Origin of the sequence: Curtobacterium sp. MMLR14_006 (assembly GCF_001864985.1) — a bacterium.
In the GTDB taxonomy this organism is placed as follows: Bacteria; Actinomycetota; Actinomycetes; order Actinomycetales; family Microbacteriaceae; genus Curtobacterium.
This window is the reverse complement of sequence record NZ_MJGU01000021.1, coordinates 17,101-42,050: the sequence shown is the minus strand read 5'-3', so window position 1 is coordinate 42,050 and position 24,950 is coordinate 17,101. Positions and strand designations below refer to the sequence as shown.

At 72.7% G+C, this 24,950-nt stretch carries 23 protein-coding genes, 2 tRNA genes and 1 riboswitch; of the genes, 13 read left to right on the top strand and 12 right to left on the bottom strand.

All coding sequences use genetic code 11. The features are described 5' to 3' along the window. Positions 1-23 precede the first annotated feature (23 nt). On the bottom strand, positions 24-1,709 hold the full coding sequence (gene ettA, locus BIU94_RS08230; protein WP_071257130.1) for an energy-dependent translational throttle protein EttA: 1,686 nt from the start codon (positions 1,707-1,709) through the stop codon (positions 24-26). Between the two features lie 190 nt (positions 1,710-1,899). Between ettA and BIU94_RS08225 the strand changes: the two genes are divergently transcribed. Then, positions 1,900-2,631 carry a hypothetical protein gene (locus BIU94_RS08225; protein ID WP_071257128.1) on the top strand — a complete coding sequence of 244 codons (732 nt, stop codon included), beginning with the start codon at positions 1,900-1,902 and terminating at the stop codon, positions 2,629-2,631. 23 nt (positions 2,632-2,654) lie between these two features. Here BIU94_RS08225 and BIU94_RS08220 read toward each other — a convergent pair whose 3' ends face one another. The 3 genes from BIU94_RS08220 to msrA all read right to left on the bottom strand — a co-directional run bounded on the left by BIU94_RS08220 (position 2,655) and on the right by msrA (position 4,193). Continuing rightward, on the bottom strand, positions 2,655-3,305 hold the full coding sequence (locus tag BIU94_RS08220; RefSeq protein WP_071257126.1) for a single-stranded DNA-binding protein: 651 nt from the start codon (positions 3,303-3,305) through the stop codon (positions 2,655-2,657). Between the two features lie 119 nt (positions 3,306-3,424). Then, positions 3,425-3,628, bottom strand: a complete 204-nt coding sequence (locus tag BIU94_RS08215; RefSeq protein WP_071257124.1) for a hypothetical protein — start codon at positions 3,626-3,628, stop codon at positions 3,425-3,427. 37 nt (positions 3,629-3,665) lie between these two features. After that, positions 3,666-4,193, bottom strand: a complete 528-nt coding sequence (gene msrA, locus BIU94_RS08210; protein ID WP_071257122.1) for a peptide-methionine (S)-S-oxide reductase MsrA — start codon at positions 4,191-4,193, stop codon at positions 3,666-3,668. Between the two features lie 185 nt (positions 4,194-4,378). Between msrA and BIU94_RS08205 the strand changes: the two genes are divergently transcribed. Further along, a complete protein-coding gene (locus tag BIU94_RS08205) occupies positions 4,379-4,645 on the top strand; it encodes a hypothetical protein (protein WP_083404686.1) in 267 nt (88 codons plus the stop codon). A gap of 89 nt (positions 4,646-4,734) precedes the next feature. After that, positions 4,735-6,045: a hypothetical protein gene (locus BIU94_RS08200; protein WP_071257120.1), complete on the top strand. Its 1,311-nt coding sequence runs from the start codon at positions 4,735-4,737 to the stop codon at positions 6,043-6,045. Between the two features lie 76 nt (positions 6,046-6,121). Here BIU94_RS08200 and BIU94_RS08195 read toward each other — a convergent pair. Beyond that, a tRNA-Arg gene (locus tag BIU94_RS08195) sits at positions 6,122-6,194 on the bottom strand. 111 nt (positions 6,195-6,305) lie between these two features. On the opposite strand from BIU94_RS08195, the gene BIU94_RS08190 reads away from it, so the two are divergent. Genes BIU94_RS08190 through BIU94_RS08180 form a run of 3 tightly spaced genes read left to right on the top strand, consistent with a single transcriptional unit; the run spans position 6,306 to position 9,426 of the window. Further along, a complete protein-coding gene (locus tag BIU94_RS08190) occupies positions 6,306-7,082 on the top strand; it encodes an NTP transferase domain-containing protein (RefSeq protein WP_071257118.1) in 777 nt (258 codons plus the stop codon). Continuing rightward, complete coding sequence (locus tag BIU94_RS08185; RefSeq protein ID WP_071257116.1) at positions 7,079-7,951, top strand: N-acetylneuraminate synthase family protein; 873 nt, start codon at positions 7,079-7,081, stop codon at positions 7,949-7,951. Before BIU94_RS08190 ends, BIU94_RS08185 begins: the two co-directional genes overlap by 4 nt. Then, entirely contained in the window at positions 7,948-9,426 is a 1,479-nt protein-coding gene (locus BIU94_RS08180; protein WP_071257114.1) for a DUF6716 putative glycosyltransferase, read from the top strand. The genes BIU94_RS08185 and BIU94_RS08180 overlap by 4 nt, the downstream gene beginning before the upstream one ends. Here the strand turns inward: BIU94_RS08180 and BIU94_RS08175 are convergent. Together BIU94_RS08175 and BIU94_RS08170 are read right to left on the bottom strand one after the other, a co-directional pair. Further along, the gene (locus BIU94_RS08175) at positions 9,370-9,630 is read right to left on the bottom strand and encodes a thioredoxin family protein (protein ID WP_071257112.1); all 261 of its coding nucleotides are present in this window, start codon (positions 9,628-9,630) and stop codon (positions 9,370-9,372) included. The two genes, BIU94_RS08180 and BIU94_RS08175, sit on opposite strands and share 57 nt — an antisense overlap. Positions 9,631-9,659: 29 nt before the next feature. Then, positions 9,660-9,950: a hypothetical protein gene (locus tag BIU94_RS08170; RefSeq protein WP_071257110.1), complete on the bottom strand. Its 291-nt coding sequence runs from the start codon at positions 9,948-9,950 to the stop codon at positions 9,660-9,662. 61 nt (positions 9,951-10,011) lie between these two features. Here BIU94_RS08170 and BIU94_RS08165 point away from each other — a divergent pair, with 61 nt between their 5' ends. The 6 genes from BIU94_RS08165 (at position 10,012) to BIU94_RS08140 (ending at position 16,060) form a co-directional block, all read left to right on the top strand. Beyond that, positions 10,012-10,467, top strand: a complete 456-nt coding sequence (locus BIU94_RS08165) for a MarR family winged helix-turn-helix transcriptional regulator (RefSeq protein ID WP_071257108.1) — start codon at positions 10,012-10,014, stop codon at positions 10,465-10,467. Further along, on the top strand, positions 10,464-11,705 hold the full coding sequence (locus BIU94_RS08160; RefSeq protein WP_071257106.1) for an MFS transporter: 1,242 nt from the start codon (positions 10,464-10,466) through the stop codon (positions 11,703-11,705). The genes BIU94_RS08165 and BIU94_RS08160 overlap by 4 nt, the downstream gene beginning before the upstream one ends. Positions 11,706-12,689: 984 nt before the next feature. Next, on the top strand, positions 12,690-13,328 hold the full coding sequence (gene orn / locus BIU94_RS08155) for an oligoribonuclease (protein WP_071257104.1): 639 nt from the start codon (positions 12,690-12,692) through the stop codon (positions 13,326-13,328). A 74-nt stretch (positions 13,329-13,402) separates the two neighbouring features. Then, a tRNA-His gene (locus BIU94_RS08150) sits at positions 13,403-13,478 on the top strand. 144 nt (positions 13,479-13,622) lie between these two features. Further along, entirely contained in the window at positions 13,623-15,716 is a 2,094-nt protein-coding gene (locus BIU94_RS08145) for an acyltransferase family protein (RefSeq protein ID WP_071257102.1), read from the top strand. Beyond that, positions 15,716-16,060 (top strand): metallopeptidase family protein, encoded by a 345-nt coding sequence (locus tag BIU94_RS08140; protein ID WP_071257100.1) that lies wholly within the window; start codon positions 15,716-15,718, stop codon positions 16,058-16,060. The genes BIU94_RS08145 and BIU94_RS08140 overlap by 1 nt, the downstream gene beginning before the upstream one ends. A gap of 91 nt (positions 16,061-16,151) precedes the next feature. On the opposite strand, the gene BIU94_RS08135 is transcribed toward BIU94_RS08140, so the two are convergent. Both BIU94_RS08135 and BIU94_RS08130 read right to left on the bottom strand, forming a co-directional pair. Then, on the bottom strand, positions 16,152-17,417 hold the full coding sequence (locus BIU94_RS08135) for an acyl-CoA dehydrogenase family protein (protein WP_071257098.1): 1,266 nt from the start codon (positions 17,415-17,417) through the stop codon (positions 16,152-16,154). Then, positions 17,414-18,835 carry an LLM class flavin-dependent oxidoreductase gene (locus tag BIU94_RS08130; protein ID WP_071257096.1) on the bottom strand — a complete coding sequence of 474 codons (1,422 nt, stop codon included), beginning with the start codon at positions 18,833-18,835 and terminating at the stop codon, positions 17,414-17,416. Before BIU94_RS08130 ends, BIU94_RS08135 begins: the two co-directional genes overlap by 4 nt. 101 nt (positions 18,836-18,936) lie before the next feature. Here BIU94_RS08130 and BIU94_RS08125 point away from each other — a divergent pair, with 101 nt between their 5' ends. Beyond that, positions 18,937-20,334 (top strand): MFS transporter, encoded by a 1,398-nt coding sequence (locus BIU94_RS08125; protein WP_083404683.1) that lies wholly within the window; start codon positions 18,937-18,939, stop codon positions 20,332-20,334. 178 nt (positions 20,335-20,512) lie between these two features. Here BIU94_RS08125 and BIU94_RS08120 read toward each other — a convergent pair whose 3' ends face one another. The 3 genes from BIU94_RS08120 to BIU94_RS08110 form a co-directional block, all read right to left on the bottom strand. Next, complete coding sequence (locus tag BIU94_RS08120) at positions 20,513-21,214, bottom strand: ATP-binding protein (protein WP_254783025.1); 702 nt, start codon at positions 21,212-21,214, stop codon at positions 20,513-20,515. Further along, positions 21,207-24,170 carry an ATP-binding cassette domain-containing protein gene (locus BIU94_RS18085; protein WP_071257094.1) on the bottom strand — a complete coding sequence of 988 codons (2,964 nt, stop codon included), beginning with the start codon at positions 24,168-24,170 and terminating at the stop codon, positions 21,207-21,209. Before BIU94_RS18085 ends, BIU94_RS08120 begins: the two co-directional genes overlap by 8 nt. Then, positions 24,167-24,805, bottom strand: a complete 639-nt coding sequence (locus BIU94_RS08110) for an ECF transporter S component (protein WP_071257092.1) — start codon at positions 24,803-24,805, stop codon at positions 24,167-24,169. Before BIU94_RS08110 ends, BIU94_RS18085 begins: the two co-directional genes overlap by 4 nt. Further along, a riboswitch (TPP riboswitch) is annotated at positions 24,802-24,911 on the bottom strand. It overlaps the preceding gene by 4 nt. Between the last annotated feature and the right edge of the window lie 39 nt (positions 24,912-24,950).

Sequence of the window (24,950 nt, the reverse complement as noted above, 5' to 3'; positions counted from 1 at the left end):
AGCGTGCAGTCTCGTCACGCCGGTCAGTCGCGCGTGAGCTTGCGGTAGGTCGACCGACCCGGCTTCGCGGCGTCGACACCGAGGCGTTCGATCTTGTTCTCCTCGTAGGCCTCGAAGTTGCCCTCGAACCAGTACCAGTTCGGCGTGCCGTCCTCGTTGAGGCCCTCCCACGCGAGGATGTGGGTCGCGATGCGGTCGAGGAACCACCGGTCGTGCGTGATCACCACGGCGCAACCCGGGTACTCGAGCAGGGCGTTCTCGAGGCTGCCGAGGGTCTCGACGTCCAGGTCGTTGGTCGGCTCGTCGAGGAGCAGCAGGTTGCCGCCCTGCTTGAGCGTGAGCGCGAGGTTCAGACGGTTGCGCTCACCACCCGACAGGATGCCGGCGCGCTTCTGCTGGTCCGGGCCCTTGAACCCGAACTGCGAGACGTAGGCCCGCGACGGGATCTCGGTCTTGCCGACCTGGATGTAGTCGAGCCCGTCGGACACGACCTCCCACAGGTTCTTGTTCGGGTCGATGCCGCCACGGCTCTGGTCGACGTACGAGATGTCGACCGTCTCACCGATCTTCAGGGTGCCCCCGTCGAGCGGCTCGAGGCCGACGATGGTCTTGAAGAGCGTCGTCTTGCCGACACCGTTCGGGCCGATGACGCCGACGATGCCGTTGCGGGGCAGCGTGAAGGACAGGTCGCCGATGATGACGCGCTCACCGAACTGCTTGTGCAGCTTCTCGGCGTCGATGACCTGGGAGCCCAGACGCGGGCCCACGGGGATGACGATCTCCTCGAAGTCGAGCTTGCGGGTGCGCTCGGCCTCGGTGACCATCTCCTCGTACCGGGCGAGACGGGCCTTCGACTTCGCCTGACGGCCCTTGGTGTTGCTGCGGACCCAGTCGAGCTCCGAGGACAGACGCTTCGCGAGCTTGGCGTCCTTCTTGCCCTGGACCTCGAGGCGCGCACGCTTCTTCTCGAGGTAGGTCGAGTAGTTGCCCTCGTACGGGTACAGACGGCCGCGGTCGACCTCGGCGATCCACTGCGCGACGTGGTCGAGGAAGTACCGGTCGTGGGTGACGGCGAGGACGGCACCGTGGTACTGCTGCAGGTGCTGCTCGAGCCACTGCACGCTCTCGGCGTCGAGGTGGTTGGTGGGCTCGTCGAGCAGGAGCAGGTCGGGCTTCTGGAGCAGGAGCTTGCAGAGCGCGACGCGGCGCTTCTCACCACCGGACAGGTGCGTGACGAGCTCGTCGCCCGGGGGGCACTGGAGCGCGGCCATCGCCTGCTCGAGCTGCGAGTCGAGGTCCCACGCGTCAGCGGCGTCGATCTCTTCCTGCAGGGTGCCCATCTCGGCGAGCAGGGCGTCGAAGTCGGCGTCCGGCTCGGCCATGAGCGCCGAGATCTCGTTGAAGCGGGCGAGCTTGCCGTGGATCTCGCCGACGCCCTCTTGCACGTTCTCGAGCACGGTCTTCGACTCGTCGAGCTCCGGCTCCTGCATGAGGATGCCCACGGTGAAGCCGGGCGAGAGCTTGGCCTCGCCGTTGGAGGGCTGGTCGAGACCGGCCATGATCTTCAGGATCGTCGACTTGCCCGCGCCGTTCGGTCCGACGACGCCGATCTTGGCGCCGGGGAGGAACGACATCGTGACGTCGTCGAGGATCAGCTTGTCGCCGACCGCCTTGCGGGCGCGGACCATCTGGTAGATGTACTCAGCCATATCGCGCCCAAGTGTAGTGATCCCGCCCGTCCCCCGCTCGCGCCCGGACCGATCGCCGGATCGCGCACCCCGCAACGAGGGTCTGTCGCACCGTCGGACGACGACGTAGCGTGTCCACGCCCCGCCACCACGGAGCCCCGTCGCCGACCACGACGCGGACAGGAACAGGAACACGAAGAGGACGACCGGCATGACCAGGCTCACCACCACCACTCGACTCCGCCGCCTCGCGGTCCCCTTCGTCGGCGCGCTGGCGCTCACCGCCGCGCTCCTCGCCCCAGCCGCTCCGGCCTCGGCCGCCGGTGCCGTCCCGAAGGGCGACCCGTACCTGCTGTACACCGCGAGCATCAGCGCGAACGGCTCCGGCACCGGCTACTCGTCGTACATCAACGTCCACGACGCCCACAACAACGCGTACTCGTTCGGGATCCAGTCGGACAAGGGCTCGCCGCAGAGCAAGGGCAAGCCGCGCTACATCTGGGAGCGGGTGCAGAACGGCAAGTTCACCTACGGCTACCTCGGCCCCGCGACGAACAAGCTGACGCCCATCGGGATGCGCTGGTACAAGAACGACGTCGCGACGATGATCGTCAACCACAAGACGATCGGCACGCTCAAGGTCAACCTGGACGGCCGCCTGTTCTTCAACGCCGAGGCGAACGCCCGGCTGAACGGCGACGTCGTGCACTCCACCGTGCAGAACACCCGCATCACGGTCGGCGACCGCAAGTCGAACACCGGCCTGAACGGCAAGTGGGACACGAGCTTCACGTTCCACGGGATCAAGGCGAAGCAGACCAACAGCCCGCGGGTGCAGGGGGCGTCCTTCACGATCGACGGCCGGGTCTCGGGTCTGCCGAAGGGCGGCAACTGGGACACCGCGCAGGTCTCCGGCATCGGGATGATCGCGCAGAAGTGGTGACGGGCCGACGCGGCTGAGCTGCGTCACGCGGCGTCCCTGACGGCGGACGACCCGACCGGGTCGTCGTCGTGCGCGTCAGGGACGTCGTGCTCGTCGAGTCCGGGCGCGCCGTGGTGCGGCGGCGTGTCGACCGCCGGCCCGGCCAGGGCTGGGTCCTCGTACCCGGCGTCGGGCGCCTCCTCCGCCGGTCCGGAGGTCGCGGCGGCGTCGAGGTCGGTGTGGTCCGGCGCGGTGGGCAGTGCCCCGGCGCCGATCTCGCCGGTGCGCAGGTCGACCTGCTGCGTGCTGCCGTGGCCCGTCGATGGGTCGTTCACCTGCCGCGGTACCCGGACCCAGTTGCTGATGCCCCACGCCAGGTCGTGACCGATGCCGTCGGCGTCGATCTCGACGGAGGTGCCGCCGCGGCCGTCGCGCTCCCAGGTACGGATCCGGACGCGACCGGCGACCACGATCCGGTCGCCCTTCTTCAGGGACTTGAAGACGTTCGACGCGAGCGACCGGAACGCGGTGACGGTGTACCAGTTCGTGGTGCCGTTGACCCAGGCGGCGCTGGCCCGGTCCCAACGACGCGAGGGTGACGCGAGCCGGAGGCTCGTGATGGCGATGCCGGTCTCGGTGACGAGGTGCCGGGGCTCGGTGGCGACGATTCCGCAGACGGTGATGATGTCGTTCATGCGTCGATCGTCATCGAGCCCGGGACCGCGTGAGCGGGCCCGGGCTCGACCTGTGACGTGTGGACCGGTCGAGGCGACCTGTGGAGGACGAGTCCCCCGGGCCTCCTGACCGACGCCCGTCAGTGCGCGTGGAACTCGGGCCGGGCCGCCAACGGGCCGAGCGCGGCGTGGACCGCGCCCTTCGCCGACTCGAGCGACGGGTACACGCCACCCGCCCGTCGTCGTCCGTAGAGCTCGACCGTGAAGCCGTCCGCCGCCCGGTGGATGCTGCCCACCGCGCCGGCCGGACCGATCGCGACCCAGGTCCCCGTGTCGTCCGTCATGTTCGAACCACCTCCTCGTGGCCCCGACGCCCCGGGATCAGGACGCCAGGATGTACTGACCGTACGCCTTGCGGACCTTGTTCACCTTGGGCAGTGCGACGGCGAGGCAGTAGCCCTGTCCGGGGTTCTTCGCGAAGAAGTCCTGGTGGTGCTCCTCTGCCGTGAAGAAGGTCGACAGCGGCTCGATCGTCGTGACGATCCCGCCGTCCCAGATCTCGGCCGCACGCTCGATCGCGCGCTCGAACAGCTCGCGCTGCACGTCGTCGGCGGGGAACATCGCCGAGCGGTACTGCGTGCCGACGTCGGCGCCCTGCCGGTTCAGCTGCCGCGGGTCGTGCAGCGTGAAGAACACGTCGAGGACCACCTCGGCCGGGAGCACGGTCTCGTCGAAGGTCACCGCGACGGCCTCGGCGTGACCGGTCGTGCCGGTGCAGACCAGCTCGTACGACGGGTCGTCCACGTGTCCGCCGACGTAGCCGGACACCACCTCCTGCACCCCCTGGAGCGTGCGGTACACGGCGTCGAGACACCAGAAACATCCACCTGCGAGCACGAACGTCGTCATGTCGCCACCGTACTCCGGCGTGCTGCGACGGCGAGGGCGCGGGGTGCAGGTCCTCCACACCGCGCGCGCTCGGCGCCCTCCTCCCCAGATCGCGCCGGAGGCGTCGGCGTGTCGGTGGTCGCCCGTAGCGTCAGCTGCACACCGACGGACACACCGTCATCGACCACACCGACCCGAGAGCAGCGATGCAGACCACACACGAACCCGTCCTGCGGATCCGCAGTGTCCCGCTCGCCCGCTCGCACGGTGACTACCGGGTCCTCGACGTCCGCGACGACCTGAGCCGGGTCACCCGCGCGAACGGCGAGATCGTCGGGTACGTCGACCGGATCGACGTCGCGGGCGACACGGCGTACCGCGCCCGGCGCTACGTCGCGACCGAGCGTCGCTTCGTCGAGCTGCCGAACGTCTGGTCGGCCGACGACGCCGTCGACACCCTCCGCTGGTCATGATGTTCCACATTGGAATCGTGTCGGACCGGATGGGCGGATCACCGACCGGCCTCCCCGGCGCCTGATCGTTTCGTGGGTATGGTGCGCGCATGGACTGGTGGAACGACCTGAGCGACTGGACCGCATCGGACGACGGCTGGCGTGTGCTCTCGGGCGCCGTCATCCCCTTCGTCGCCATCGTCGTGGCGGGTGTGATCGCCGCGCTGATCGGACGCGGAGCGACCAAGCGCGTCGTCGCCCTGCAGGAGCGCGAGGCGAAGAACGCCGCGGTCACCGCGATCGTCTCGGCGGCCCGCAAGGCGGCCGCCTGGGGTGCGCTCGGACACGACGAGCGCCGCTACGCCGACCACCTCGCCGAGGACGCCGACATCCGTCTGCGTCTGCTCCCGGTCCCCGGTGCACCGCTGGCCGCCAACTGGACCCAGCACGAGATCGCGGACATCAAGAAGAACTCGTCGACGTTCAGCTTCCAGGCTGAGCAGTCGCTGGCCGAGTTCCGCGACCGTCTGCTCGACTGGCAGGCACGTCCGTCCCGCGCCCGCAAGCTCTTCAAGGCCGACCTCGAGCGCTGGAAGTTCGACTCCCCCGACCCCGACGCCGAACTGATCAAGCGCCAGCAGGACTGGAACGCCGACCAGGTGGAGCAGTCCCGCGCACAGGCGGCGACGCCCGCTCCGGCGTCCCCGGCCGAGCGGCCCACCCCGACCACGACCTCCCTGCGCCCGGCGGCGACGCCCACGCCCGCAGCGGCCCCCACCGGCACCGGCACCGGCACCGGCACGCCGAGCGGTACCGGCACGGCAGGGAGCGCCGGCACGCTCGGTGGCGCCGGCACGCACGGCTCCCCGGCGTCCGCCCCGCAGGCCCCGCAGGCCCCGCAGTCCCAGACCCCGGCCCAGGGCCCGTCCACCCCGGCGTTCTCGGTCAACCGTGGCGGTTCCGACGCCGACGCCACCCGCTCCTTCGGGCAGAACACGACGCGGGTCTACGGCGACGACCCGTCGTCCGCGCCGACGCCGCCCGTGCGACCGACGCTCGGCACCCCGGCCCAGCCCGCACGGACCACCCCGGGCAGCACCGGCCCGGCCGGCGCCTCGGGTACGTCCCGCGACACCGACGACACCGAGGTCGTGGACGACCGCGCCACCACGCAGGTGTTCGGCGGATCGGCCGTGACCCCGACCGCCGCCGAGTCGCACGTCAACCGCACCCCCGCGAACGACGTCCCCGCCCGCGCACCCCGGCTCGACGCCGCGGGGACGACGAACACCACGTCGATCCCCACCCGCCTGTCGCAGGCACCGGCCGAGCCGACCGACGCCGACGAGACCTCCGAGGCCACCCACACGCAGCCGATCAGCGCCGCGGAGCTCCGCCGCCGGGCCGCCGACGACGAGTAGCACCACCCGCGCCCGGGTCGACACCCGGACGAGGAACGGGCCGCCATCCGGAAGGATGGCGGCCCGTTCGCGTCGGTGCCCCCGGCAGGAATCGAACCCGCGGCACGGTGGGTAGAAACCACCTGCTCTATCCACTGAGCTACGGAGGCGAGCGACGTCGATTCTAGCGGCGACCCGGCGCCGCACGCTTCCGGAACGGTTCGGTCCGCGTCTGCCCGCCGTTCGCTTCCGGGACACCCTCGGTTCGTAGCGTCCGGGGCATGCGCTCCACCGGTTCCGTCCTCGCCGTGGTGCCCGCCCGCGCCGGTTCGAAGGGCGTCCCGGGCAAGAACCTCCGTCCCGTCGCCGGCCGTTCGCTCGTCCGGCGCGCGGTCGAGTCCGCCCTGGGTGCGGAGCGGGTCGACGCCGTCGTCGTGACGACCGACGGGGACGACATCGCCGCCGAGGCCCGCGCGGCCGGGGCCCTCGTCGTCCGCCGCCCCGACGAGCTGGCCGGGGACGAGGCCTCGTCGGAGTCCGCGCTCCTGCACGTGCTCGACGAGCTCGCCGCGACGGGAGCGCCGGACCCCGAGGTCCTGGTGTTCCTGCAGGCGACCTCGCCGTTCATCGAACCCGCCGACCTCGACGCTGCGATCGACCGGGTCGTGCAGGGCCACGCGGACGTGGTCCTCGCGGCCGCCCCGTCGCACGCGTTCCTGTGGCGGACCGCGCCGGACGGGTCCGCCGTGGCCGTCAACCACGACGCCGCCACCCGGCCCCGACGCCAGGACCGCGAGCCCGAGTACCGCGAGACCGGCTCCTTCACCGTCCTGCGGACCGCCGGCTTCCGGCAGCACCGGCACCGGTTCCACGGGCGCGTGGAACTGCACGTGGTGGACGCGGCCACCGCGATCGACGTCGACGAACCGTCCGACCTGGCCGTCGCGGAGGCGATCGCCGGCGCGCTCCCCTCGTCGAGAAGCACCCGACCGGTCGGGGCCACCCCCTCGACCCCATCCCCGACGCGGGCCGTGCCCGCACCGAACGGAGCACCATGACCGTCACCATCGGTACGTCCACGATCGGCGCGGGCCACCCCGCGTACCTCATCGGCGAGATCGGCCTGAACCACAACGGGAGCGTCGAGATCGCGAAGCAGCTCATCGACGTCGCGGCGGACGCCGGGCTGCAGGCCGTGAAGTTCCAGAAGCGCACGCCGGAGATCTCGACGCCCGAGCACATGAAGAACACGCCGCGCAGCACCCCGTGGGGCGACATGACCTACCTGGAGTACCGCTACCGCGTCGAGTTCGACCGCGACCAGTACATCGAGATCGGCGACCACGCGACGCTCCGCGGTCTCGACTGGTTCGCGTCCCCGTGGGACGAGCCCTCGGTCGACTTCCTCGAGGACCTCAACGTCGTCGCGTACAAGATCGCCTCGGCGTCGGTGACCGACCTCGGCATGCTCGCCGCCGTCGCCGCGACCGGCAAGCCCGTCATCCTGTCGACCGGCATGTCCACGCTCGAGCAGATCGACGCCGCCGTCGAGACGCTCGGCACCGACCGCCTCGTCCTCATGCACGCGACGTCGACGTACCCGCTGCCGGCGGAGGAGGCGAACCTCCGCATGATCGACACCCTCGCGAACCGGTACGCCGGCGTGCCGGTCGGCTACTCCGGCCACGAGCCCGGCCTGCAGATCTCGATCGCCGCGGTCGCACTCGGCGCCACGGCCGTGGAACGGCACATCACGCTCGACCGCACGATGTGGGGCTCCGACCACGCGGCATCGCTCGAGCCGCACGGCCTGCAGACGCTCGCGCGCGACGTCCGCATCATCGAGACCGCCCTCGGCGACGGCGTCAAGCGCATCTTCCCCGGCGAGCAGGCGCCCCTCGCGAAGCTGCGCCGCGTCGGCGCGTGACGGGCGGGGTCGACGAGGCGCGCGCCCTGGACGCAGCCGCCGACGGTCGTGCGTCGACCGTCGGACGGGAGGCGCGCCTCCCGTCCGACACGGCACCACGCGCCCGACGGGTGGTCGGCCTGGTCGACACCGACTCGTTCGCGAAGTGGGGCGCGCACCTGCTCGCCACCGCACCGCCGGACTGGGACCTGGAGGTCTGGACGGTCGCCACCCCGCGGTCCGCGAGCACGGCGCAACTGCGCGCGGCGTTCCGCGGGCTGGACGCCCGGCTGGCGCACCTGCGGACGGCTCCCCCGGCGGCGCGGAGCGTCGACGCGATCGTCGAGGACCTACGGCGCGACCCGCCCGACGCCGTGCTCGTCTCGACGATCGGGCCGGTGGCCGAACTCGTGCTCGAGGAGGTGCACCGACGGATCCCGCGGCGACCGGTGCTCGTGACGGGGCTGCCGGGCATCTCGTTCCCGGCGAAGTGGAAGGGCGTCTTCTTCCGTGCGCGTGCCGACCTGTTCGTCCTGCACAGCCACCGCGAGGTCCGGGCCTACGAGGAGATGGCGGTCGACGGCGGTGTGGAACCGCACTTCGCGCTCGCGACGCTGCCCTTCGCGCAGGGGGCCGCCGGTGCGCTGTCCGACCCGGACCGCGTCCGCGACTCCGTCGTCTTCGCGGCGCAGCCGAGTGTGCCCCTCGAACGAGCGGACCGGGCGCTCGTCGTCGACCGACTCGTCGAGACGGCGCGACGGCACCCGGAGTGGCGTGTCGTCGTCAAGACCCGCGCCGTCACGGGGGAACAGCAGACGCACCGCGAGGAGCACCCCTACGCCGACCTCGTGCCGGCCGACGCGCCCGCGAACCTCGTCGTGGCGGGCGGGCCGATGGGCGAGCACCTCGACCGGGCGGTCGCGCTCGTGACGATCAGCTCGACGGCCGTGCTCGAGGCAGCAGCACGTGGCGTCCCCGCACTCACCCTGACCGACTTCGGGACGGGACGGCACCTCATCAACGAGGTCTTCGTGGCGAGCGGCCTGGAGGGCGACGCGGTCGACCTGGTGGACGGCCGGTTCGGTCGGGTGCGGGCGAGCTGGATGCGGGACAACTACTTCCACCCGGCGTCCGACGACGACTGGGCCGATCGGCTCGGCGCACTCATGGCGCAGCGCGACGCCGGCATGCTGGTCGACCGGCCGGCTGCCCGGCGCAGTCGGGGTGGCGCGCTCCGTCGGGCGTGGGAGCGCAAGAACGCGCTCGGCGGCGCCGACCGGAGCCTCCTCGGGGCCGTCGCGCTGGTGATCGGCGCGCCGATCCGGGCGGCGAAGCGCCTGGCGCGACGGGTCCTGGCGGTCGTCCACCCGCCGGAGCCGGTGGTGGTCGCTGCGCCGACCTCACAACGCGTGGCGGGCGGGCGTCGTCCCGACCCGGGGTCAGACGGCCTTCGCGACCGCGAGCAGGAGTTGGTCGCGGGTGGGGACGCCGGGTGACCGGAAGACCTCGGCTCCGTCGTCCTGCCGCACGATGATCGTGGGCGTGGACCGGATGCCGAGGCCCTCCGCGTCGTCGGGGTGCGCCGCCACGTCGCGCTCGGTCACGGTGAGCCCGGGGACGAGCGCCGCAGCCTCGGCCGACACCCGGCGGGCGGCGGCGCACGGCGCACAGAAGGCGGACGTCCAGAGGTCGAGCTGCATGTGATCGTGCAACGCGGCAGGTGGGGGATCTACTCCCGGTCGAAGCCGCCGCTGCGGTCGCCGCGGTCCTGCAGGTCGTCCACGGGGTCGGACTCGCTCGGGACGTACTCGAACTCGGCCGAGATCTGGTCGACGACCTGGCGGGACTTCGTCATGCGGTAGGTCAGGGCGGTCTGCAGGCCCTCGACGTCGGCGAACACCGTGACCTCGTCGTCCAGCGCGTCGCTCGTCGCGGTGCGGGTGTCGGTCGTGCCGTCGAAGGGACCGCCGTGGAAGATCGCGGTGTACTCGTCGCCTTCGTGGATGGTGATGTCGCTCATGCGTCCCTTCTACCAGGCGTCGCCTGTCGCGGGATGCATAGCACTGCTATATAGTTCGGACATGGAACAAACACGGGCGCAGACGATCGAGACGCTCCTCGTCTCCGTCAACCGCCTGATCCGGACCGCCGTGCAGTCCACCGGCAACACGACCTCGCCGGCCGTGTGGCGGACCCTCGGCATCCTCGAGCTGGACGAGCCGATGCGCCTCGGCGAACTCGCCGCCGCGTCCCGCGTCGCCCAGCCCACCATGACGCGGCTCGTCACCGGCATGCTCGCCGACGGCCTCGTCACCCGCGCCGTCGACCCCGACGACTCCCGCGGCCAGCGCATCGGCATCACCGACGACGGCCGCGCCCGACTCACCGCGTGGCGGGCGACCCTGACCGACACCGTCGGACCGGTCTTCTCGGACCTCTCCGACGAGGACTGGGACGCCCTGCACCACGCCACCGCCCTGATCGCCGAGCGCACCAGGACGACCCCCACGTCCACCAGACAGGAGACCACAGCGTGAACGCCCACGCACCCGCCGGCTCGTCCGGCTCCATCCTCAAGCAGTCGTCCGCGGTCTGGGCGATCGCCTTCGCCTGCGTCGTCGCCTTCATGGGCATCGGCCTCGTCGACCCGATCCTGCCCGCCATCGCGTCGTCGCTCCGCGCCACCCCGGCACAGACCGAGCTCCTGTTCACGAGCTACCTGGCCGTCACCGGCGTCGCGATGTTCTTCACGAGCTGGGTCTCCAGCCGCATCGGCGCGAAGCGCACCCTGCTCATCGGGCTCGCGCTCATCGTCCTGTTCTCGGTCCTCGCGGCCACGTCGAACAGCGTGTGGAACATCATCGACTTCCGCGCCGGATGGGGCCTCGGCAACGCCCTCTTCATCTCCACCGCACTCGCCACGATCGTCGGGGCGGCCTCCGGCGGCACCGCGTCGGCCATCATCCTGTACGAGGCCGCCCTCGGCCTCGGGATCGCGATCGGCCCGCTCGTCGGCGGCCTGCTCGGCTCCGTCAGCTGGCGCGGCCCGTTCTTCGGCGTCACCACCCTGATGGCCGTCGCGTTCGTCGCCGTCGTCGCCCTGCTCAAGTCCGGCAGCCTCGAGAAGCCCACGCCGACCAAGCTCTCCGCCCCGTTCCGTGCACTCGGTCGGCCGGCGCTGGCAGCACTCGCGGCCACCGCCCTCTTCTACAACATCGGCTTCTTCGTCCTCCTCGCCTACACGCCGTTCCCGCTCGGCTTCGGCGCACTCGGCATCGGCTTCACGTTCTTCGGCTGGGGCGTCGGCCTCGCCGTCACCTCCGTGTGGGTCGCCCCGATGCTCACCGCCCGCCTGCGCAGGACGACCGTGCTGAAGATCGCTCTGCCCCTGCTCGCACTCGACCTGTTCGCCGCGGCCGTGGTCGTGCGCTCGCAGGTCGGCCTCGTGGTCTGCGTGGTCATCGGCGGGCTCGTGCTCGGTGTCCTCAACACCGTCCTGACCGAGTCCGTCATGGAGGCCACCGACCTGCCCCGCTCGGTCGCCTCGAGCGCGTACTCCGCCGTCCGGTTCATCGGCGGCGCCATCGCCCCGCCCGTCGCGACCCTGCTCGCCGACGCGTTCTCGCCCTCGGCCGCCTACGTCTTCGCGGGGGCGTCCGTCGCCGTCGCCTTCGTGGTGGTCGTCTGCACGACGAAGGTCCTGCGCCGGGTGGACGACGGCCCGGAGCCCGAGCGGGTCGAGGCCGAGGCGATCTCGGCCGGGGAGATGGCGTAGGGGGCGTCGGGGGTTTCGGGGGTCGGGGGTCGGGGGTTCGGGGGTCTCCGGGGCCTTCGGGGGTCTCCGGGGCCTTCGGGGGTCTCCGGGTTCTCAGGCGGCGTTCCGGGAGGGCGTTCCGGGGGTGGGTCGTGCTCGTCCTGCGCGAGGGTCCGGTGTGCCGAGCGGGCGAAAGACCCGGGTGATCGCTTCGGCGACCCAGGCCTTTCGCCCGTTCGTGATGCAGGTGACGGTGCCGGTGCCGGTGCCGGTGCCGGTGCCGGATGGACATCGGACGTTAGGCGCCGCGGCCCAGGTCGCAACCCGGCCGAGCCAGGGCGCGCTGGGCTGAGCGGGGGCGCCCTGGGCTGAGTGGGCGAAAGACCCGGGTGCCCACGGCCCGCCACTGCGACCTTCCGCCCGCTCGGGTGGCCGGGCTCCTCTGCACGGCTCGTCACTGGCCGCGGACTGGTCGGGGACAGGTCGGAGACAGGCTCACGGACCGGTTGCGGACGGAGCGCGTGCGCTGAACGAGCGAAAGACCAGGGCCATGCCACGGAGGAGTGCGGCATTTCGCCCGCTCGGCTACCCGCGCCGCCGCTCCGGCCCGCTCCGGCCCGGTACGTGGACGGGTATCGAACGGGACGCTGGCGACACCGCTCCAGCCCGTACCGTTCGGGCCCGCCGGCGGGTTCCGACCGGGACGCCGCGCTGAGCGGGCGAAAGACCCGGGTCACCACGCTGGCGAGTACGGCATTCCGCCCGCTCGCGTTCGCCGACCGCCGCTGCCGCCCGCTCGCGTTCGCCGGCCGCCGCCGCTGACGCCACTGCGGCCGCTGCCGCCGCCGCCGCTGCCCGGAGGGCCCAGGCGGGACCGGTCCGCGACGACGAGCACCCGTTCCCGAGGGCGGGCGTCCCGTCGACCAGCGCGGCACGGGCGCGGGTCAGCACGGTCACCGACAGCGTGCGCCAGGGGCGTCGGCGGTCGGCAATAGGATCGAGGGCATGGCAACCGCGAATGACCGCCTCGTCTGGATCGACTGCGAGATGACCGGCCTCGACCTCGAGGTCGACGAACTCGTCGAGGTGGCCGTGGTCATCACCGACTTCGACCTCGAGCCCGTGCACCCCGGGTTCGACATCGTCATCAAGCCGGACCAGTCGGCGCTCGACAACATGAACGAGTTCGTGACGAACATGCACACGACCTCGGGGCTCATCGAGGAGATCCCGAACGGCGTGAGCCTTGCGGACGCCGAGTACCAGGTGCTCGAGTACATCCTCGAGCACGTCCCGGCCGAGGGGTCCGCTCCCCTGGCCGGCAACACCATCGGCACCGACCGCGCGTTCCTGTCGAAGTACATGCCCCGCGTGGACGGCCACCTGCACTACCGCAGCGTCGACGTGTCGAGCATCAAGGAGCTCTGCCGTCGCTGGTTCCCGCGGGTGTACTTCAACTCGCCGGAGAAGCACGGCGGCCACCGCGCGCTGGCGGACATCCTCGAGTCGATCCGCGAGCTCGAGTACTACCGTCGCGCCGGCTTCGTCGCCGAGCCCGGCCCGACGACCGACGACGTCCGTGCGGTCCAGGCCGAGGTCGTCGAGAAGTGGGAACCGCGCCTGGCCCAGCCTGCGGCCGAGTGACGACACGGGTGGTCGGCACCGGTCGCGGTATGTACTAGTATTGAGTGGTCGCGCCGGTCGCCGGTGCACACATGGTGGATATAGCTCAGTTGGTAGAGCGCCTGGTTGTGGTCTAGGAGGTCGCGGGTTCGAGACCCGTTATTCACCCCAGTGCTGATCGAGATCAGCTGAAGGCCCCGGTCCGATGGACCGGGGCCTTCGTCGTGCATCGGACGAGCAGGTCATCCCCAGCTGCAGGCGGCCACACATGTGGAATGTTCGGTCCGAGCGTCCCGGCCCTCGTACGGTCGAGCGGTGCAGACTTCCCGCCTCCGACCGGACATCCAAGGGCTCCGCGGACTCGCCGTCCTCGCGGTCGTGCTGGACCACGCCTTCCGGTGGCCGGTGGGTGGCTTCCTCGGGGTCGACGTCTTCTTCGTGATCTCAGGGTTCGTCATCGCGACCGGGCTGCTGCGCGAGCGTGCTCGGACGGGGCGCATCCGCCTCGGTGCGTTCGCACTCCGGCGGGTCCGACGGCTCGCGCCGGCGTCGCTCGCCGTGCTGGTGACGACGGTCACGGCGGCCTGGTTCTTGCTGACCCCGAGCCGCCTCGGGACGGTCCTCACCGACGCGCTGTGGTCGGCCGGAGCCCTGCAGAACTGGCGGCTCGCGGCCGAGGGCACCGACTACTTCGCGGCGACCACCGCACCGTCGCCGTTCCAGCACTTCTGGTCGCTCGGCGTCGAGGAGCAGTTCTACCTCGTGCTGCCGATCCTGATGGTCGTGCTGCTCGGCCGCGGGACCAACCCCGGGCGGACCCGCCTGACGGCGACGGTGCTCGGCGTCCTCGTCCTCTGCTCGGTCGTCTGGGCGTTCCTCGCGGTGTCGGCGGACCCCGCTGCGGCGTACTTCTCGACGGCGACCCGCGCCTGGGAGCTGGGGCTCGGGGTCCTCGTCGCCCTGGCCGCGCTCCGTGCCCGGGGTCGGAGCGTCCGCCCGCTGCTCGGCGAGGGCATGGTGGTCGTCGGGCTCGTCGCCGTCAGCGCGTCGGTCCTGATCGGGCGGGAGTCGTCGGGCGTGCCGGCGCCGCTCGCGCTCGTCCCGACGGCCGGCACCGCGCTCGTCCTGCTGGCGGGTTCGGGTTCCGGTGCGGGGCCTCGGGCGGCAGCGTTGCTCCGGTGGCGGCCGCTCGTCGGGCTCGGGACGATCAGTTACTCGTTGTACCTCTGGCACTGGCCGTTCATCCTGCTGCTCCCGCTCGTCGCGCCGGTCCCGATGCCGGTGGTGGTCGCGTTGGCCCTGGTCACCGCGATCGCGAGCCACGCGACCCTCGAGACGGTGTTCCGACGACCCGGCCTGCGGAGGACACTGCGCGAGAACCGCCTGCGCGTGCAGCTCGGTGGGCTGGCGGCGATGACCGTGCTGACCGTCGTGACGACGTCGTTCGCTGCGGAACGCGTGCGGCCGCTCCCGGCCGTGCCGGCTGCTGCGGCCGAGGCCCTGCCAGCGGAGGACGAGGCCTTCCCGGCGCTGCGGGCACGCGCGCGGGATGTGGCCGCGGGCGCGGGCGCCCGGACCTGGCCGGCAGACCTGACGCCGAGCGCCGATGCGATCAGCGCGAGCGGGTACGTGGACTCGTTGACGAAGACCTCGGACTGGGCCTCGACCCTCGGGTGCTCGCTGATCGGGGCGGACTGGCGGAGCGACGGCTGCGTCTGGGGGCCGGAGGACGGCCGCACCACCGACGTCCTGCTGACCGGCGACTCGACCGGCGCGTTCTCGGCGCCGGGCTGGCGGGCACTCGCCGAGGACTCGGACGCGCGACTGCGGGTGCGCAACGGCGCACAGATCGGGTGCCCGTTCTCGACGACGGCGCTGCCGTCGGACACCGAGAGCTGCGCGGCGCACAACGCCGAGGTCGTCGACGAGCTGGAGCGGACGGAACCGGAGCTGCTCGTCGTCACGAACCGGTTCTGGGACCAGGACGATCCGAGCCTCGAGTCCATCGCGGAGGACGACTACGCGTCGGGGACACGCGACATGATCGCAGCCGTGCGGGAGCACGTCGGCCGAGTCGTCGTCGTGCCGGCCACTCCGCCGGGGTACGCACCGGTCAGCTGCGTCGCGGGCACCCGCGGTCCGCAGGACTGTCGCTCGGGGGACGAGGTCGCCCGGACGCAGATCCGTGCCCTCACCGGGCTGCTCGCGGACGTGCAGGACACGACCGTGCTCGACTCGACGCCGCTCTGGTGCGCCGCCGGGTCCTGTCCACTCGTCATCGACTCCGTGCTGACCCGCTTCGATCCGGTGCACACCACGCCCGAGGCGTCCGTCGCCTCGGCTCCGGCGCTCCTCGATCTGCTGCGTCAGGGAGACGTCCTGCCCGGTGTGCGACGATCGAGCCCGTGATGGAGATGTCCGCCGACGAGTTCGAGCAACTCGTGACCGACGAACTCGACCTGCTGCCCGACGAGATGGTGGACGGGCTCGACAACGTCGTCTTCGTCGTCGAGGACGAGCCCGAGGACGGCTCCGACCTGTTCGGCGTGTACGACGGCGTCGCGGCGACCGAGCGCGGGCAGTACGGGTTCGGCGAGCTGCCCGACCGGATCGTGGTGTTCCGCAAGCAGCACCTGGCCGAGTGCGACACCCTCGACGAGCTCAAGGACGAGGTGCACACGACCCTGGTGCACGAGATCGGCCACTTCTACGGCATCGACGACGAGCGGCTCCACGAGCTCGGCTGGGCGTAGCGGCCAGCAAGCCGCCACCCGCCAGCAGTCAGCAGCCGGACAGCGCGCAGCTACCAGCCGCCAGCGACGCCCCGCGCAACCGCACCCCGCCTCAGAACCGCGTCGGCCCCACCTCGTGGTACTTCTCCCATGCGCCGACGGGTCCGCGCCCGTGCAGCGCGTACTCCCCCACGAGCCGCTCCTTGTAGACCGCCGGGTTGTGCGAGGCCACGACCCGGGCGTTCCGCCAGTGCCGGTCGAGCGCCCGGGTCCGGTCCGCGGCAGAGGCTCCGCCGACCTCGAACAGCTCGGACGCCGACCGCAGCACCCGCGGCCCGATTTCGACCTGCGCCTGGTAGACGGCGTTCTCGGCTGCGTCGAGCAGGGCGAGGTCGACACCGACGCCGGGCTCGTTCGTCGCGACGACCCCGTCGAGCAGCGCCGCGGCGGCGACGACGAGCGAGCGGGCGGCGAACGCGCCGGCCGACAGTCGGCCGAGCACGGCGAGGACCTGCGGGTCCTCGCCCGGGGTGGCGGCGTTGGCGTGGATGTAGGTCCGGGTCCGCGGTCGGACGAAGGCGACGGCGTCGTCCGACACCGCCTGCCCGATCCCGGCGAGGACCGCCAGCAGGTACAGCTGGTAGAAGGCCTGGATGTGCGACAGCGGGGCGTCCCGGTACGCCGACACCACCGAGGGGTCGACCGACACCCCGTCGAACACCGTGGTGCCGGACGCGGTCAACCGCTGCCCGAAGCCGTCCCAGTCGTCGATCGAGCTGACGCCCGGTGCGGCGGCGTCGACGGCGAACGTCACGCGCTCCCCGTCACGGTCCGCCGCCAGGTAGATCCAGTCCGCGTAGAGGGTGCCGGTCGAGTAGAACTTCCGCCCGTCGAGTCGGAGGGAGTCGCCGGCGGGTGTCACGGTCGTCGAGATGTCGGCGAGCGTCGTGCCGGTCCGCTCGGACGTCGCGTTCCCGATGACCGCTCCGTCGACGATGCGCTGGAGCCACTCGTCCCGTCCGGCCGACGACGGCCGGAGGAGCACGAGCTCGGTGTACCCGAAGTGCCCGCGCCACAGGTGGGCGACGTTCGAGTCCGCGGCGGCCAGGTCCGCCACGAGGTGCGCGAGTTCGACGAGGGTCACCCCGAAGCCCCCGCGCTCCTCCGGCACGCGCAACCGACCGAACCCCGCGTCGGCGAGCGCGCGGACCTCGGCGTGCGGCAGCGGCCGGTCCCCCGGCGTCCCGGAGGCGAGCTCGCGCTCGACCGCACCGTCGCGGATGGTCGCGAACAGCGGTGCGAAGCGCGCCCGCAACGTGGCCAGGCGGTCGGCCGGGAGGCCCGTCCCGCGCCCGTCGGTCGTCGTCGCCGCCGTCATGCGGTCACCTCCACGGCACGTGCCGCGTCCGCGACGCCGCTCGCGCCGCCGGTGAACGCACCGCGCCACCGTCGGGCGGGGTGCGAGTCCGGCAGTTGCGCGTGCCCGAAGAGCTTCTCGCGCAGGGTGCCCTCGCGGTACTCGGACTGCATCAGGCCGCGCTCCTGCAGGGTCGGCGCGATGTGGTCGACGAACTCCTCGTACGAGCCGGGCAGCGTCCAGTTGATGACGTTGACGCCGTCGACGCCGATCCGCTGCCAGTCGGCGAGCTCGTCGGCGATCTGCTCCGGCGTCCCGACGACCCGGGCGCGGAGCTTGGCGGACAGCCGGGCGAGGTCGGCGATGGTCGGTTCGCGGTCGCCGGCGGCCTCGCGGAGCCACTGCAGGTGCGACTGCCCGGCGTGGGTGCGGACCTCGGACAACGGGGTGTCCGGGTCGAGGGGCTCGCCGGTGTCCGGGTCGAAGCCGAGGTTCGAGTGCACCAGGAACCCGTCGGCGGCCAGGTACTCGTCGATCTCCGCTTCCTTGGCCTTCGCCTCGGCCTCGGTGGAGCCGGTGACGAAGGTCAGGCCGAGGAAGAAGGCGATGTCGTCACGGTCCCGGCCGGCTGCCGAAGCCAGGTCGCGGGTCTCGCGGATGAGCTGCTCGGTGGCGTCCCGGTTCGAGGTGAGGATGAACTGCGCCTCGGCGTTCCGGGCGGCGAAGGCCCGGCCGGCCGGCGAGGACCCGGCCTGGAACAGCACCGGGGTCCGCTGCGGCGACGGCGCCGACAGGTGCGGACCCTGCACGTCGTAGCGGGTGCCGTGGTGGTCGATGCGGTGCACCTTGTCGGGATCGGCGTAGCCGCGGACGGGGTCCTTCAGCACGGCGCCGTCCTCCCACGAGCCCTCCCAGAGCTTCGCGCAGACCTCGAGGTACTCCTCGGCCCAGACGTAGCGCTCGTCGTGCTCCTCGAGCCGGTCGGCGCCGAAGTTCCGGGCGGCGCTGTCGAGGGCGCTCGTGACGACGTTCCAGCCGATGCGGCCGCGGGTGATGTGGTCGAGCGTGGAGACCTTGCGGGCGAAGTCGAACGGGTGCGCCTGGATGACGCTCGAGGTGAACGCGAGCCCGAGGTGCTCGGTCGACACGGCGAGCGCGGAGAGCAGCACCGACGGGTCGTTCGAGGGGATCTGCAGCCCCTCGCGCAGGTTGGTCGAGTAGTCGCCTCGGCCGGGGCCGTAGGTGCCGACGACGTCCGCGAAGAACATCGCGTCGAACTTGCCGCGCTCGAGCGTCCTCGCCAGGTCGGTCCACAGCGTCACGTCGTCGAAGTCGGCCTGCCGGGCGTCCGGGTGCCGCCAGAGGCCGTGCTGGATGTGCGACGTCGTGTTCATGACGAAGGCCGCGAAGCGCAGCGGGCGGTTCGGTGCATCGCTCATGCCTCCATCGTGGTCGGCGGGCACCGCCCGACGACAGCGACGTGACCTCGCGTTACGCGGGATGTTCCGCACGACGCCGGACGCGACCATGCTCCTGAGGCATGTCGACCCCGACCACTGCAGCCGCGCCTCCCGTCCGTCGTCCCGACCCGACGACCGCCGCGACCCGGCGTCGTGTCGCCCTCGCCTCGTTCGTCGGCACGACCGTCGAGTACTACGACTTCTACCTGTACGCGACGGCGTCGGCGCTGGTGTTCGCACCGACGTTCTTCCCGTCGGTGACGCCCGCGGTCGGCGTGATCGCGTCCTTCGCGACGTACGGCGTCGGCTTCGTGGCGCGGCCCCTGGGCGGGATCGTCGCCGGGCACCTCGGTGACCGCATTGGGCGGAAGAAGCTGCTCGTCGCGTCGCTCGTGCTCATGGGGATCGCCTCGACGCTCATCGGGGCGATCCCGTCCGCGTCGACCATCGGGGTCGGCGCCGTCGTGGCGCTCGTGGTCCTGCGGCTGCTGCAGGGCGTCGCCGCGGGAGCGGAGTGGGGCGGCTCGGCGCTGCTGTCCGTCGAGCACGCTCCCGCGCGGCACCGCGGCTTGTTCGGGGCGTTCACGCAGATGGGGTCCGCCGGTGGGATGCTCCTGGCGACCGGTGTCTTCACGCTCGTGCGGACGCTGCTCGGCAACGAGGCCTTCCTGGCCTGGGGCTGGCGGCTGCCGTTCCTGTTCTCCGCGGTGATCGTGGCGGTGGGGCTCGTGATCCGGCTCGGCGTGCAGGACGCCCCGGTGTTCCAGGAGCTCCGCGCCTCCGGTGGGGTCGAGCGGTTCCCGGTGTGGCAGGCGATCCGGCAGCACCCGCGCTCGATCCTGGTGACCGCCGGCCTGCGGCTCGTGCAGCCGGCGCTGTACTCGATCCTGACGACGTACTCGCTGACCTACCTCGGGAACGTGCGCGGTCCGGACGGCGCGGACGCCGGGCTCCGGGCGGTCCTCGTCATCTCGGCGGTGTCGCTCGTGACGACGCCGTTCTGGGGCTGGCTGTCCGACCGGGTCGGCCGGCGGGTGCTCACGATCTGGTCGGCCGTCGGCATCGCCGTCCTGATCTGGCCGTTCTTCGCGTTCCTCGACGCCGGGCCGCTCGTGCTCCTGCCGCTCGTGGCGCTGATCGGCATGTGCGTGTTCCACGACAGCATCTACGGGCCGCAGGCGGCGTGGTTCGCCGAGCAGTTCCCGACCGGGCGGCGGTACTCGGGGATGTCGCTCGGCTACCAGATCGGGTCGATCTTCTCGGTGGGGCTGACGCCGCTGCTGGCCGCGGTGTTCGTGGAGCTCGGCGGGGGCTCCCCGTGGATCCTGTGCGGGTACCTCGGGGTCTACGCGGTGCTGAGCATCGTGGCGGCGGTGTTCGCGGTGGACCCGCGGGCGGCCGAGCGGCGGACGGAGCGGGCCGAGCGGGCGGGGCGCGCTGCGGAGCCGGAGACACCGGAGGTGCGGGTCTCGCGGTGAGCGAGCGGCCCCGCGCCCGCTCCGCCGGGCGACGTGCGGCCCGGGGCCACGTCGGACCCGGTGCCACGCCTGGCCCGGGTCGTTCCTGGCCCGGGTCGCGCCTGGCCAGGGGCCACGCCTGACCAGGGGCCGCGCCTGGCCCGGTTCGCCTCGCCCGGGGCTCAGGGGCTCTGGGGTCCTACGTCCGCACGACCACGTCCGCCAGCACGGCCGGCTGCTCGGCGTCGATGAAGGCGCGTTCCTGCGCGGCCCAGCGCTCCCACTCACGGGCGAACACCTCGCCGTCGCGTCCGATCGCCCGCTCCCGGCGCACGGTGTCGTCGGCCTCGAGCCAGACCCGCAGCGAGGCCAGCGGCGCCGACCCCCGGGACAGCGCACCGCAGCCCTCGACGACGATCGGCACACCGGGCTGGATCGAGATCCAGCCGGCCGGGCCCCCCGCTTCCCAGTCCCAGCGCCGGTAGCCGGAGGGGCCGCCGAGCACGTCCCGCACCACCGCGTCCGCCGCTGCCCGCAGCCCGTCCCATCCCGGGTAGACGTCGTCGAGGTGCACGACCTCGGCGCCGAGCCACCCCGCCAGGGCGTTGCCGAGCGTCGTCTTGCCCGTCCCCGACCGCCCGTCGACGAGCACCACGAGCCGCCCGCCCGACGCCGCGGCCGCCCCGGCGGCGACCGCCGCGAGGTCCTGCGCCAGCCCGTCCGCAGCCCCACCGGCGTCCACGGCGGCCGGCTCGACCGCCGCCCCGCCGGCTGCCCCGCCGGCGTCCGCCGCGGCCGGCTCCACCGCCGCTCCGTTCGCTGCCCCGTCGGCACCCCCGCCGGCGTCCACGGCGGCCGGCTCGACCGCCGCTCGGTCGGCTGCGCCGCCGGTGTCAGCCACGCCAGGTCCCCGCGACGACCGCCACGGCGATCGACGCCGCCCCGATGCCGACGAGCACGCCGACCATCGCCCACTCCGGCCACGAAAACCGCGCCGCCCTGGCCCAGGTCCGCGGCCCGGGAGCGCCGAACCCCCGCGACTCCATCGCCACCGCGAGCGTCGTCGCCCGGCGCAGTGCCAGCACGAGCAGCGAGAAGGCCATCGACGCCGCACGCCGCAGCCGCCCCGAGTCCGCCAGGCCCCGCGCCCGCCGGGCCATCGCGAGCTGCCGCCAGTCGTCGACGAGCAGCGTCGTCATGCGGATCGCCGCGAGCGCCCCGAGCACGAACCGCGCGGGCAGCCGCAGCACCTGGGCGAGCCCGTCCGCCAGGTCGGTGGGGTCCACCCGGACGAAGAGCGCCAGCGCCGGCACCCCCACGGCCAGCACACGGAGCGCTGTGGCGAGCGCGAGCGTCAGCGACCCGTCGGTCACGTGTGCGAAGCCGAGGTCGAACCACTCCCGACCGGAGGGACTGCCGTACAGCGCGATGCTCACCGCGGTCAGCGGCGCGGCGACCAGCACCGGTGACGTCCGCACCAGCAGCGTCCACACCGGGATCCGCAGGAGCGGCAGCAGCACGACCTCGATCGCCAGGGCGACGGCCGCCGACACGATGTCCAGGCTCAGCACCAGGCACACCCCGAGCGCGAGCACCCCGAGCAACGAAGCGACCGGCTGCACGCCGTCGACCCCACGGGTCGCGGACGGGCCGGGAGGCACGACCCGCCCCGACGACACCGCCCGCGTCTCGGAGACGGTCGGCGCGTCCTGCTCCGGGTCGCGTCCCAGGGGCAGGATCGCGCCCGCACTCATCACGAGACCGGCCACGTCCGGCCGCCGCACAGGCGCGAGCACTGCCACATCGCCGTCCGCTGCCGGCACGGGCACGATCCCGTCCGGACCGAGCACCACCTCGTCGGCGTCGAGCGCCCGCACCAGGTCACGGTCGTGCGTGACGACGACGACCGCGGTCCCGTCGTCGGCGAGGGCCCCGAGGCGCTGCACGACGGCTTCCCACGTCGCTCGGTCCTGACCGGACGTCGGTTCGTCGAGGACGAGCACCGGCGGGCGCGTCGCGATGGCGGAGGCGATCGCGAGCCGACGTTGCTCGCCGCCGGACAGGGTGAACGGGTCCACGTCGGCCAGGTGGGCCAACCCGAAGGTGGTGAGCAGGGCCTCCAGGCCGTCCGCGGTGTCCGCGTGACCGAGCGCACGCGGACCGGCGAGCACCTCGTCGCGTACCGTGCGGGCGACGATCTGGTGTTCGGGGTCCTGGAAGACCGTCCCGATGCGGGCTGCGAGCACGCGGCTCGACCAGGCGTGTGGCGCCGGACCCGCACCGCGGGTCAGGGCGTCGGTGGCACGGAGTGTCCCGGCGACCGGGGGCAGGAGCCCGGCGAGGGTCAGGCCGAGCGTCGTCTTCCCCACGCCGTTCGGGCCGGTGATCGCGAGGACCCTGCCGGCCCGGACCCGGAGGTCGATCCCCCGGCCGACCGCCTGGGCAGCGGAGCGACCGGGGCCCGACGTGCTCGCGGGGCTGCTGGCTGCGCTGGCTGGGCTGGCCGCGCTGCCCCACGTGGTGCTTCGTCCGGTGCTGAGTCCCACGGCCTCGAGCAGCACGACGTCCTGCTGGGCGCCGGGCTCGGCGGCGGTGTCGAGGGCGCTCGGTACGTCGAGCGGGCGGAATGCCGCACTGCTCTCGACGGAGGACCCGGGGCTTTCGCCCGCTCGCGCAGGCAGGGCCCACCCACGGCGGCCACCCGAAACCCGACGCGGTCTCCCTGGAGCTCCGTCGGCCGCAGACTCGCCGAGCGGGCGGTATGCCGCAGTGCTCTCACTCGACGACCCAGGTCTTTCGCCCGCTCGCGCGGAAGGACCTCGCCCACGACGCGCACCCGAGCCAGCGTCCGCAGCCGAGCCCGAGTTCTCGCTCGAACTCGCGCTCACGGCGGCCCCCTCGGCCGCGGGCTCACCGAGCGGGCGGAATGCCGCACTCTCCCCGCCGACCGACCCGGGCATTCCGCCCGCTCGCGAAGAACGGCCGATCACCCCGCTCCCCCCGCGGCCACCCGCACCCGCGCCCGCACCCGCACCCGCGCCCCCACCCCGGCGCGCCGACCCCCGCGCCGGCTCGGCCCCGGGCACCCAGACGCCCGCGGCGGTGAGCGCGGGGCCGTGCGCGGCGAGCACCTCGGCCACGGGGCCGTCGGCCACGACGCCTCCGGCGGGCTCGAGGAGCACGAGCCGGTCGACCAGGTCGAGCCAGGTGCCGATGCGGTGCTCCACGACGAGCAGCGTCGCCCCGGTCTCGTCGAGCAGTGCCCGGACGGCGTCGTGGACCTGCACGACGCCGGCCGGGTCGAGGTTGGCGCAGGGTTCGTCGAGCACGAGTGCGCCGGGGCGCATCGCGAGCACGCCCGCGAGCGCCAACCGCTGCCGCTGCCCACCGGACAGCTGCGTGGTCGAGCGGTCGAGCGGCAGGTCGAGGTCGACGACGCCGAGGGCCTCGACGACCCGCGCCCAGGTCTCGTCCCGCGGCACGGCGGTGTTCTCGCAGCCGAACGCGACGTCGTCGCCGATGCGGGACATCACGGTGTGCGCCTCGGGGTCCTGCATGACGAGGCCGACCCGTCCGCGGACGGAGCGGGGGTCGACGCCGTCGACGAGGACCGTGCCCGAGGCCGAGGCCGCTGTGTCGTCGGAGGCGTCCGGCTCGTCGGGCAGCACTGCGGCGACGGCCCGGAGCAGGGTGGACTTGCCGGCGCCGGAGGGTCCGACGACCGCGACCCGCTCCCCCGGCTCGACGGTCAGGTCGACGCCACGGACCGCCCACTCGGCACGCTCCGGGTACCGCCACCCCCACCCGCGGAAGGCGATGCGGGCCGCCCCCGTGCCGGCGGGACCCGACGCCGTCACACCAGGGCGCGCGGCGAGCGCCGCGTGTGCTCTCGCCCGGCCGCGAAGGACGACAGGACGCCGGTGCGGGCGAGCGCCCGGACGACGGCCCACGAGCCGGCGCCGGCGATCACCGCGCCGGAGATGATCGCGCAGACCACGTAGACGAGCTTGAAGGCGACGTCGAGCCCGGGGTACCAGAGCACCGTGTCGTTGATGCCGAGCGCGAGGCCGGCCGCCGCACCGGCGAGCACGACGACGGGCAGGCGGTACACGCGGTACAGGAACAGGGCGAGGACGACCTCGGCGCCGAGGCCCTGCACGAGCCCGGCCTCGAGCGTCAGCCACCCCCACTGGGTGCCGAAGAGCGCCTCGACCGAGGCCGCGACCATCTCGCCGTAGAGGGCAGCGCCGGGCTTCCGGACGACGATGGCGACGACGGGGCCGGCGAGCAGCCAGACACCGCCGAACAGGGCCTTGGTGCCCGGCAGGACCAGGTCCATGACGACACTAATCGGTTCGTAGCCGAACTCCCAGAGGCGGAAGACGACGCCGAGCGCCACGGCGAGGACGCTCGCGACGACAATGTCGACGACGCGCCACCGCAGCGATCGTCGAGGGCTGGTGGGGACGTTCGTGGACGTGCCAGAAGACATGGTGCTGGACTCCTCCCTGCGCCGGCATGATCCGGATCAGGTTCGACGGTCGGAGCGCCGTTCGCTCCCTCTCAGCCCGGTGGTCCCGGACTCCCGTGTGTGTCCTCGCAGTCTAGACGCGGTCGCGACCGCGTGACGGACGGGA